Genomic DNA, 10086 nt, shown 5'->3' with positions numbered 1-10086 from the left:
CGGCCCCACAGCAACAATCAGGGACTGTCGCCAGCCAAGGCCTTGGCCGTGTTCCAACAGCAGTATGTATTGGCAGCAGCGTAAGAAGAAAAATCAATCAAGCTGTCTCAAAAACTTGACGAGCGCAACCGACCATACCTCTGGGGTATGCACTTGGCGATAGGTGGGCCATGAGATTGGTCCTGACCCACGATCATGTGCTGTGGTTGTCAACCTTCAGTGTCGTCCTTTGACGCATAGGACTGTTGGAAAGGGCGCCAGCAGGGTGGAGCGATTTCGTCAATGATGGAGTTCCCGTTCGGGCCGCGAGGTATCGCCGGCAAACCCCCACCAAAGCCAGTCCCGGCCATCTCCCCGGTCACGGCGTAGTTAGGTTTCCGGTAATCCGAGTCAGAAGCATTTCATGAGAGGAAGCAGGAAGGGCAATGAAAGCCCACCGGATTCACATCAAAGTATCTATGATCCTGAATGGATGGAGATGTGAAACGCCGTGATTCCGGTTAAGGGAGGAGCTATAAATTCGCGGGCAGCCGACTCGAGGCAACAGGACGCAGGCCATAGCCCGCGAGCGGTCTACGGCCTGCAGGTAGACGAGGAGTAGAACCAACAGACTAGTAAGCACGATGTCGGTTTGCACACGGGAACGAGCCTGCAACCGCCCACGTACTAAAGGTCAGTATTACGCTTCCTTCGGCGATTCTCATCTTCTGCGAAGGCCTCGGCCATCGCCACACCGATCCCGCCACCGAGCGCTATACCAACACCGATATTGCCCGTCGCGATCCCCAGCATGGTTCCAACCGCGAGTCCAACGGCGAATCCGGCACCCCACTTCCCAAACACCTTTCGGCTGCGGCTCACTATGCTGTTCGAATCCTGTGTCATTTTTCTCCCTAGGTCTATGCGCTAGTACGCGTGTGTGGAATGGAGCTGGCGATTCGCCAAAGTCTTGATCCCAAGAGGAAGGCGAGAATGATGATAATTGCCGGGATGACGAGCCATACCGCTTGGCTGGTCCATCCGATACCGATCCCAGCTGCGTTTGAGGAGGCCGTGACGTCGACTAATAGGAACGTGGCGTGTGCTTCGGCGATCCCACTCTTCTTTAGCGCAGCAAGCATGCCGGCGCCAAAGGACAGCAAGAGGCCCCAGTAAAAAAAGATGACCACGCCGGTGGCGATAATCCCGATGGACCACAAGGGGCGCAGTGTTCCTTCTTTGGCGTAACGCGCTGCGAGGGCAGCGGGCGGTCCCAGGGCGTGGAGCGCGACATTGATGTCTCGCGGGTCTTCGATGTGTTCTTTGCGCAGTGAGCGGATAGCAGGTTTACGTTCCTTAGCTTTGCAGGAATCCTTCGAGGTGCCATTCGAAGCGAGAGAGGTAAAGGGACATCCGCCAACGCTCACGTAGCGAGCGTCGGGAAGCTTCCCGTTTGAGTGGGCTATTTCTCATGGTCTCTTCACGGTACGTCTGAAGCATGGGATTAGCGATGCATTTCCTGTACTCCCCCAGCGACATTCACTTTCCTGGAGTCGGTACTTGAGATGCTGCAATGGAAAAGACTCCACCTGATCAACTTATGCCGCATCACTTGGTTCGTTTTGTTGACCTGAAACGAGCCGCGCCTTTCTAAGGGCGACCAAGAAAAGCTCCACGAAAGGATGCGACCTCCAGTCAAGGTTCCTCTCCGGAACGCTACACAGGCAAAACCCCAAACCTACCATGTTACGTTCAGCTGGTCCGGCTGTGGACCCTTATGTTGAACGCCAACGATAACTAAACAGGCTTATAGAGTGACAACCATGCATTCACCCTTTGAACTAAGAACGCCTCGTCTGTCCTTGCGACCACTGACTATTGAACATACCCAAGCATTGACGGAAATATATGCCGATCCAGAGGTTGCTCGATACATCGGAGGCGACAGGCTGACCCCAGAAGCCATCGAATACCAAGTCGATGGCTTTGCCGAGGAATGGATGGATCGTGGTTATGGACAAAGCGCAGTGTTCCATCGTGAGACTGGAGAATTCCTTGGACGCATTGGGCTGCATTATTGGTCCAACTGGGATGAAATAGAGCTTGGCTACATCCTTGGGAAATCAGCACAAGGACAAGGCTTCGCCACCGAAGGGTCTCAATCCTGGATCGAGTGGGGCAAAGCAAACGAGAACATTCCTTACATCATCGCAAACATTCACCCGGATAATTCAGCTTCAATTCACCGCGCTAAGAAGCTTGGCTTCACCTACGATCGCAATGACACTACGCCCTCAGGACTTCCGACGCTGATCTACCGGCTGGATCTCTGAACACGCAGAACAACAACCTCAAATGCAACCGGTCCGTAAAGTCCCATGGGCGTTGCCCACACGGGAAAATGATGGCTGCACGAAAGAGTGCTGAAATTTGTGTAGTGAATCTCTGACACTGATCCACGTTATCCGTGGAGGAAATCATTCGGGTTCAAGTCACACGCGTAGTGCACCATCTTGTGTTCAAGTCCGTTCAGCAAAACGAACTCCGGATTCCCAGAAGCATTGCCAAAGCCGGACCGCTCTAAGATGCGCTGGGACCCGCGATTGGCGAGTGTCGTCATTGCAGTGATGGTCCGTACACCGCGCTTCTGCCCGAAAGCGCACGCGAGTTTGACTGCCCGCCCAGCATGTCCAAGGCCGGTTGCATTCTGTGCAATGCGGAACCCCAGCGAGATGGAGCCCTCCCTCACATCGACTAGGTTGACCCGTCCGACTAGTCGGTTCTTTTCATCACGAACAATGAAAAAGAAAGAGTGACCTGCTGTTTGCTCGCTTATGAGCGCCTGATTGTTCGCTTTGAATCGTGAAAAGTACTCGTCCCCGCGGTCCGGCACCCACTCAGCAAAATATTCGCGATTGTCACGTTCAAAGGCGAGTAGTTCCGGCAAAACTGCAAGACTGAGCGGTTCTATCATCGTCGTAATCTCGAATTCAGCTGGCACCTCGTCACTCTAACCCAATCGGCAGCCGACCCGCGCAGCAACCTCAAGCGCTTCACAGCACCTTCCTACACGGAGTGCCGTCTCAAGTCGCAGAAAATCATGCTGGAAGTCGACACTACGCTCTTGAAGTGCCCCGATAAGACCGTTCTCCTCCGGGCTTCTGCCTTGCCCGGTAATCAGATCTAGGACAAATCTAGACGCGCCCCCAGCTGAGACTCATTTGCTCGGTCCGCCGGTCTTGGGTCGACGTAGGCCGAGGACCAGAAGAGTGATGCCGACGCCCGCTACGATCACCCCGATGAAGAGCCACATACGGTTACCAGTCATGAAACTCCCCGGGATCAGGTTCATTCCCTGCCCGGCGAATATTCCACCGATGATCACGGCGATCAAACCGATGGCGATGAGGGCGATGCGCCCGACACTGCTGTTCACGTTACCTAGTTTACCCTTGATCACTTTGCGCTCATCGGAAACTACCATCAGATCGGGGCTGCAGCAGAGCAACCTGTCGCAATCAGGATGCTACGTCCAGTGGTTGTAGGATCCCGAGCTTCCTGTCACCATGGGAAAGCCCTGACCTGCGGAGAGATTCCGCCCGCGATCACTCAAATTCTCAGTTTCATGTCACTCTTCTACCAACGCGCCACATGCGGGCGCGGGAAAGAATTTCTGTGATGACATCGGTCTTGGCTTCCGCATAATAGTTCATGTCAGCCCACTGTTGCTGAGCAAGATCCCTTTTTATAGCCGCATAGAGGGCCCGGTCCGCCTCATCCACGCGAAGCCAATCACGTAAGTCCAGGTAGTTGGAAACAACAGGGTTATCCGCAGAAAACACGTGAATGTGAACATCCTTGCTCGGAGTCCTCATCATGCGGTGGCCGGCTTCACGAACACGGAGTACAAATCCCGCTGCTTCAAGCTGGCTCAAGTATGAGTTTTCGTCCGCTACGTCTTCAACCGTCATCAATATGTCGATATTCGGTTTAGCTGCCAATCCAGGGACGGAGGTTGACCCAATATGCTCAACCGTCAGCGCAACATCCCCAACCGCCTCCTTGATGTTCAAAGCGAGGCCATCGAAACGTGAAGACCATTGAGAGTCGTACCCCACAATGACGATTGGACGTTCTTCACGACCGCCTACTCAATACGGCTTCCAAGTGTTCATCGGATTCAGGTTTGATCGATCCATCATGCCAGTGCCCAAACCAGAGCTTGGAATCTCAGAATGCGTGAAAACAGTCGATGAGTGACACGGAACCCGGATGACTGACACGCGGATCCAGACCCTACAGTGATCCCGCAAGTTGCTCCTCTGTGGAACATCAACAGGGAAAGGCCCGAATCCACCATTTTGCATTTACCGGACCCGTCTGCCGACTGGCTTACGAGGCATCCGATGCTAGCCTCACCGAAAGGCAAAATTTCCCTACCGTTCCCTCGAACGGGTAGGCGGACCGATGCTTGGTAGCAGGTCCTGGAGTGCGCCAAGCTGAGCGCATGCCCATTGCATTCGTGCTCGTGCACAGCCCTTTGGTCGGCCCCTCGACCTGGGAGGCCCTGGCAGCCGGCCTTCGGGCCGGCGGACACCGGGTGAGCGTTCCGGATTTGAGGACCTCGCTGACGGACGGGCCGCCATTCTGGCCCCGGCAGGTCGCCGCGATCGTGGACAACGCTGACGATGATCGGGTGATCCTTGTTGGTCACGGTGGAGCGGGCCCGCTTCTACCTGCAACAGGAAAGGCGCTGAAGTGGGTGGCGGGTTACGTCTTCATCGATGCTGGCCTTCCTTTTCCCGGCCGGAGCTGGCTGAAGCAAGCTCCACCCGAACTCGCCGAGCAGCTCCAGGCCATGGTCAGGGGCAGCTGGCTGCCACCGTGGTCGGAGTGGTGGGGCGCAGCCGGCCTCGCAGAACTGCTTCCCGACGCCGACGTGCGGGAACGGTTCTCCGCCGGCTATCCTCGGCTGCCCATAGCCATGTTTGAAGAAGCCCAGCCGCTGGTTTCCGGCTGGCCCGATGCACCGTGTGCTTACCTCCGCCTGAGCGAGGCATACCAGGAACAGGCAGAGCGGTGTAAAGCGCTCGGCTGGCTGACCCCAGACCTGTCCAGCCACCACTTGGCCGTGCTCACGGACCCGGAACCGGTACTCGAAGCTCTCCTCGCCCTGGAACGCCGGATACAACAAGGACCGTCAAGACATAACCGGTGTGGTTCCCTTGCAGGACGCTGTCGTTGACCACAGGGCTGGATTTACGGTTTAGCTCCAATCGCCAACCAGATGTGAATGTTTGCTTCCACAGGTGTGACAAAAAATCGGCAAGTTCGCTTCACTGCTGAACCAGAGCTTTGGACTCCGTGGTTTTCGCGGTTCAAGTTGGATACCATAGGACAGTCAAGTTCTGTTGCCGGCCTAAAGCAACGACTCACAAATCGCATCGCTGTGTGGTTTCTATGTAGCTTAAGCAGTGCTTTGATTGTAAGCTTGCTGTATTGAGGCTGTAGGGAGACAACAACCATGAGCATCACCACGAGCACCGGCAATGCATACTTGAACACCAGCCGGATGGGAATCCGCGAGATTGTCCGACGCCTGAACGCCGCATTGGGGCCAACACTCGTTGCCGGCTTGGCAGGCGCCAAGGACAAGCGAATCAGTCACAAATGGGCCAAGCAGGACGGCCCGGAGCCAAACGCTGCCGCGACCCGTCGGCTGATGGATGGATACCGCGCTTGGTCCGAAGTGTCCCAGTCCCAGGGGGATCATGTCGCACGTCTCTGGTTTATCGGTTCGAACCCTTGGCTCGCCGAGGACTCCCCCGTTGAAGCCCTTATGGAGGATCGTTTCAAAGAACTTCGCGTTGCTGTCCAGGCAATGACCGAAGAGTCCTTCACCGGATGAAGCGTACCTGCACCAAGATCGGGCTTGGGCTCCTCTCCGGACCTGTCTCCGGGGTCCGCATCGCCAATCCGGCCTACGGTCCTCTCGCTCCGCCCGAGCGCGTCGAGAAAAGCCGCACCGGCTGGAGCCGGTGGGACACCATGAGCCGGACGTTGTATATTGCCGAGGACGAGGAAACGGCGTTTCGGGAATGCTTGGCGTGGGCCCGGATGACTGGGGAGCATCAGGCACACGTCAATAAGCTTTCCGCTCTCTTCGGGGAAACTATAGACCAGACCATGCGTGATATTGACGAGGACTGGAAACGTCTTGGGCACATGCAGCCCGGACACTTGCCTGCATCCTGGCGGGATGGGCACCATCTTTACCGAATTCAAATACCAGAAACAGCAGGGTGGTGGATCGACGCCCATGCCCCCGAGACACTCGATGCGCTTTCATTGGCCGCTGGATCCGATCTCGCCCGATTTACCGGACAGCAAGATATCGCCAAGGGTGTGATGTTCACCCACGATCGAGAGGTGACAACGTGGTTGGCCGAACGAATGCGTGAACAAATCCTCGATGACGGTACCGAACCGCTTGGCATCCGCTTCGATTCCCGCATAGCCAAGGGTACTTGCTGGGCGTTATGGATGCGCCGTGCAGACGCCGAACTTGGCAGCGACCCAGTTAAGGCTAATCACGGCGCGGTAATCGGCCCCACGGATCCGGTCATGAAACGGGTGATGACCGCGTACGGCATCCACAGCTAGTAACGCCCTGACCCCAAGGCCTGCTTCACCTGCGGAACCAAACACTTGGCTCACCCAATCCATTATGCCCAGTTGCCGACGCGAACCGGCAAAAGCGGCCACCCTTTGCCAAACGTCCCGTAGGCGGTTCCTTAATCGCCCTGGCGAACATCACTGCTCTCTCCTCGAATAGCAGAAGATTTGGCATTATGGACCGTCCACCACAAGTTTTGGTTTGCCTCACGTCCGGTTCAGAGCTCGTACCCCGAACCGCTCATGGACTCACGTCGACCCCGTTCCGGTACCTCAGGACTGTCACCGCGGTGCTAGCGGCATCCTTCGTTCGGAGCGACCCTAACCGAATCTGATCCAAGGCTGAGATGTGTTCCTTTGCCACCAGCCACGCATGTTGATTCGCGGCTACCCTATTCGTGCCTCCACGGTCGAATGGATCCTGCCTTCCAACTGATGGCTATGCTGGTTGGATGGCGACAGTTATTCTCGTGCGGCACGGCCGCACCAATGCCAATGCGACAGGACTGCTCGCAGGCCGGGCCCCCGGCATTGACCTGGACCACATCGGGATCGACCAGGCGGCCCTGGCCGGACACCGGCTCGCGGCCCTACGTTTGGCCGCTGTGGTCTCTAGCCCCCTTGAGCGGTGCCGACAGACCGCCCAACTCATCCTCGATCGCCAGGCCGGCACCCCCCACGCACCGGTCGATCCGGATCTAACAGAGTGCGATTACGGCCAATGGCAGGGACGGTCACTCAGTGATCTCGCAACCGAAGATTTGTGGTCAGTTGTCCAGTCACAACCAACCGCTGTCATCTTTCCCGGCGGCGAATCACTGTCTGCGATGCAGGCCCGGTCCGTGGCAGCGATTCGCCGCCATGATGCAGCCCTCGAAGCAGAATACGGGCCAGGGGCCGTATGGGTGGCGGTGACCCACGGTGACGTCATCAAGTCGGTGCTCGCCGACGCGCTAGGCATGCACCTTGACCTGTTCCAGCGCCTTAATGTGGGTCCCGCCTCCGTATCGATCGTGCGCTACGGCCCTCATCGGCCGACCGTCTACGCAACCAACACCGACTCAGGGGATCTGTCATGGCTATCCAATGCAGTCCACTCCGGCGATGCTCCGGTAGGCGGCGGTGCAGGGCAGGATGCGCCACGAACCCCATGAGCCTAAGATGCTTGTATGGCTACACGCGTTCATGAGTTCATCTGGCCCGATCGGGTAGTCGTTGGCACCCTTGGCCTTCCGGGGGCGCGCACATTTTACCTGCAAGTACGCGCAGGGAAGCAGATCCTCAGTATTGTCCTGGAGAAGCAGCAGTCGGCCATGCTCGCCGATAAGATCGACGAAATCCTTGACCAGCTCGTCACTTTGGAAGGTAACCCCTTTAGCGTTCCCGCGACTACTCCCCCTGAACTCGTCGACAATGATCAGCTCGAGTCCGTTCAGGAGCAGTTTCGGGCCGGTGCCATGGGCCTAGGTTGGGACCCAACAACGGCACAGGTCGTCGTTGAGGCCTACCCGATCACTGATGTCGATGATGAAGAATCCCTCGAAGAACTTGAACCTGTCGCGACCGAAATGCTGCTGGTGCGCATGCCGGTAGGCTCCGCGCGGGCATTCGCCAAGCGCACCCGCGAAATCGTGGGCGCCGGACGTCCGATGTGCCCGTTCTGCGGCTACCCGATGGACGCCGACGGGCACATCTGCAACGTTCCCGAGACCTGATGCCTGAGCCAGCGCTGGAGAGCGCCGAGCTGACGCTCACCGGCCGCATCAGGACGGCTTCTAACGCCACCTTCCTGGGCAGGATCGGAGATGTAGTGGTCGTCTATAAGCCGATAGGAGGTGAACATCCGCTGTGGGATTTTCCCGACGGAACCTTGGCACACCGGGAGTTGGCCGCCTACTTGGTCTCGCAGGTCATGGGCTGGAACGTTGTTCCGCACACCTGGCTGCGCGATGGCCCGCTGGGTGACGGAATGGTGCAGCTCTGGCAGGATCAAGACCCTACCCAGCATCCCGTGGACCTGATCGCCGCGGAGGAGTTGCCGCGGACGGGTTGGAAGCACGTTCTCGAGGGCCAAGATGAGAACGGACGGATAATCACTCTGATTCACGAAGACCGCCCCGAGCTCAGACGTATGGCGGTGTTCGACGCGCTCGTCAACAATGCCGATCGCAAAGGAAACCACGTTCTTGCCATGACGGGTGGCCACCGGTATGGCGTGGACCATGGGCTTACCTTCCATCGTGACCACAAACTGCGCACGGTCCTATGGGGATGGACGGGAGAGGCTCTCAACGCGGAGGAGCTCGAGGGCATCGATCGCGTCATCGAAGGACTGGATGGCCAGCTGGGGCGGAATCTGGTGGCCCTAATCAGCACCGAAGAAATCTCGACGCTCCGCTTGCGTTGCTGCCGGCTACGCACAGCCCGGACGTTTCCGACTCCGGACGAAGAGATGCCAGCAGTGCCTTGGCCGCTGTTTTAAATCATCGTCTACGGGCCGCGCGGGTGGCCCCACGAGGATGGCATGGATCTTCAGAGACCTGCTGAGCTCATTCGCGAGGGCTGTACCGACTGGCGTGAACACGGTTATAGACCACACTTTGGGTAGGTGCTTGTTCCCGGCCTTAGGGCACGCGATGACCTGACGGGCTGGGAGCCTTCCCTACCGAGAGCTCCCGACATCGGAGCTCTCAGTCGGCGCGTCAGCGGTTGCCGCGCCCTTTGCTCCGGCGGCCCACCGGGCATCCGGGCCTAAAAGGAGCTCTCCTGATTCTTCTGTGAGATCGTTCCGGCCGGCGAATGCGGGTTTATGGCCGCCATCGGAGCACGTGTGAGGGCGATGGCGCATGCGCGGTGAGGTTCGTTTCAGGCTTCTCTGCCACAGAATTGAGTATGTCGCCGAGTGTTGCACTTTCCTGCAAGGCATCGTCAAGATGGATGGATTCGCGTCCGCGGGAAACTGCGACTCAGGGGCAGGGATCGGGCCGATTCAGAGGAACGCATGACATAGGAGATGTCATACGTCATCCACCGGCTGCAGTGAACCGTTGCGGCATGGACAAGCAGGGTCTATTACTGCACGTAGGCCCGGGCCGCTTGGTGCACCCTGAAGGTTCGCAGTGCTGACCGGAGACGCAGCCGAACATGCCAACGGGGATGGTTTCCTCCAAAGTGAATCGCTTCTTTGAAGACCGGGGGCTCCTCTAATCAAGAACTGCGAACGAGCACCCCGAAACGACCGCGCCGGCGTGAGTACGTGGTGTTAGCCTGCTTCTCCGGTGTCTTTCTGAGAAGCAGGCCCAAACATTGTTGCTACAGAACCTTCCGGTGTTATGCGGGCACTGAGCTCGGGATGGTGCAGATCCAGTGCAGGGCGCTCGGAACGGATCCTAGGCACCGAGTGGAAGTTATGCCGCGGCGGCGGGCAGGAAG

Annotated in this window: 12 protein-coding genes; 7 read left to right on the top strand and 5 right to left on the bottom strand. The window is 57.8% G+C overall.

Features of this window, described 5'->3' with window-relative positions; translation table 11 throughout:
• Positions 1–666: 666 nt before the first annotated feature.
• Positions 667–885 (bottom strand): hypothetical protein, encoded by a 219-nt coding sequence (locus tag ABEA12_RS15560; protein WP_210100907.1) that lies wholly within the window; start codon positions 883–885, stop codon positions 667–669.
• Positions 886–899: 14 nt separating this feature from the next.
• A complete protein-coding gene (locus tag ABEA12_RS15555) occupies positions 900–1406 on the bottom strand; it encodes a hypothetical protein (protein ID WP_210100908.1) in 507 nt (168 codons plus the stop codon).
• A 396-nt stretch (positions 1407–1802) separates the two neighbouring features.
• Here ABEA12_RS15555 and ABEA12_RS15550 point away from each other — a divergent pair, with 396 nt between their 5' ends.
• Positions 1803–2312, top strand: a complete 510-nt coding sequence (locus ABEA12_RS15550; protein ID WP_345468882.1) for a GNAT family N-acetyltransferase — start codon at positions 1803–1805, stop codon at positions 2310–2312.
• Between the two features lie 128 nt (positions 2313–2440).
• Here the strand turns inward: ABEA12_RS15550 and ABEA12_RS15545 are convergent, their stop codons facing one another.
• The 3 genes from ABEA12_RS15545 to ABEA12_RS15535 form a co-directional block, all read right to left on the bottom strand.
• Positions 2441–2980 carry a GNAT family N-acetyltransferase gene (locus ABEA12_RS15545; RefSeq protein ID WP_210100910.1) on the bottom strand — a complete coding sequence of 180 codons (540 nt, stop codon included), beginning with the start codon at positions 2978–2980 and terminating at the stop codon, positions 2441–2443.
• Between the two features lie 216 nt (positions 2981–3196).
• The gene (locus ABEA12_RS15540; protein ID WP_210100911.1) at positions 3197–3415 is read right to left on the bottom strand and encodes a hypothetical protein; all 219 of its coding nucleotides are present in this window, start codon (positions 3413–3415) and stop codon (positions 3197–3199) included.
• Positions 3416–3602: 187 nt separating this feature from the next.
• Entirely contained in the window at positions 3603–4097 is a 495-nt protein-coding gene (locus ABEA12_RS15535) for a GrpB family protein (RefSeq protein WP_345468879.1), read from the bottom strand.
• Between the two features lie 389 nt (positions 4098–4486).
• Between ABEA12_RS15535 and ABEA12_RS15530 the strand changes: the two genes are divergently transcribed.
• The 6 genes from ABEA12_RS15530 to ABEA12_RS15505 all read left to right on the top strand — a co-directional run bounded on the left by ABEA12_RS15530 (position 4487) and on the right by ABEA12_RS15505 (position 9136).
• A complete protein-coding gene (locus ABEA12_RS15530; protein WP_210100912.1) occupies positions 4487–5224 on the top strand; it encodes an alpha/beta fold hydrolase in 738 nt (245 codons plus the stop codon).
• A 279-nt stretch (positions 5225–5503) separates the two neighbouring features.
• Entirely contained in the window at positions 5504–5887 is a 384-nt protein-coding gene (locus tag ABEA12_RS15525) for a hypothetical protein (protein WP_210100913.1), read from the top strand.
• Positions 5888–6027: 140 nt separating this feature from the next.
• Positions 6028–6642, top strand: coding sequence for a hypothetical protein (locus tag ABEA12_RS15520; protein WP_345468877.1), 615 nt, complete (start codon positions 6028–6030; stop codon positions 6640–6642).
• Positions 6643–7106: 464 nt separating this feature from the next.
• On the top strand, positions 7107–7808 hold the full coding sequence (locus ABEA12_RS15515; RefSeq protein WP_210100915.1) for a histidine phosphatase family protein: 702 nt from the start codon (positions 7107–7109) through the stop codon (positions 7806–7808).
• A gap of 15 nt (positions 7809–7823) precedes the next feature.
• Positions 7824–8369 (top strand): DUF3090 domain-containing protein, encoded by a 546-nt coding sequence (locus ABEA12_RS15510; RefSeq protein WP_210100916.1) that lies wholly within the window; start codon positions 7824–7826, stop codon positions 8367–8369.
• Entirely contained in the window at positions 8369–9136 is a 768-nt protein-coding gene (locus ABEA12_RS15505; RefSeq protein WP_210100917.1) for an SCO1664 family protein, read from the top strand. The genes ABEA12_RS15510 and ABEA12_RS15505 overlap by 1 nt, the downstream gene beginning before the upstream one ends.
• The last annotated feature ends 950 nt before the right edge of the window (positions 9137–10086 follow it).

Source organism: Paeniglutamicibacter antarcticus (genome assembly GCF_039544305.1).
Classification (GTDB): Bacteria; Actinomycetota; Actinomycetes; order Actinomycetales; family Micrococcaceae; genus Paeniglutamicibacter; species Paeniglutamicibacter antarcticus_C.
Note: the sequence above shows the minus strand (reverse complement) of the source record. Positions and strands in the feature narration are given on the sequence as shown.

What these genes read in the sequence shown, in the direction of transcription:
- ABEA12_RS15510 (WP_210100916.1), top strand. Translation starts at nt 7,824, where the DNA reads ATGGCTACACGCGTTCATGAGTTCATCTGGCCCGATCGGGTAGTCGTT.
- ABEA12_RS15520 (WP_345468877.1), top strand. Translation starts at nt 6,028, where the DNA reads ATGAGCCGGACGTTGTATATTGCCGAGGACGAGGAAACGGCGTTTCGG.
- ABEA12_RS15530 (WP_210100912.1), top strand. Translation starts at nt 4,487, where the DNA reads ATGCCCATTGCATTCGTGCTCGTGCACAGCCCTTTGGTCGGCCCCTCG.
- ABEA12_RS15550 (WP_345468882.1), top strand. Translation starts at nt 1,803, where the DNA reads ATGCATTCACCCTTTGAACTAAGAACGCCTCGTCTGTCCTTGCGACCA.
- ABEA12_RS15525 (WP_210100913.1), top strand. Translation starts at nt 5,504, where the DNA reads ATGAGCATCACCACGAGCACCGGCAATGCATACTTGAACACCAGCCGG.
- ABEA12_RS15560 (WP_210100907.1), bottom strand. Translation starts at nt 885, where the DNA reads ATGACACAGGATTCGAACAGCATAGTGAGCCGCAGCCGAAAGGTGTTT.
- ABEA12_RS15515 (WP_210100915.1), top strand. Translation starts at nt 7,107, where the DNA reads ATGGCGACAGTTATTCTCGTGCGGCACGGCCGCACCAATGCCAATGCG.
- ABEA12_RS15505 (WP_210100917.1), top strand. Translation starts at nt 8,369, where the DNA reads ATGCCTGAGCCAGCGCTGGAGAGCGCCGAGCTGACGCTCACCGGCCGC.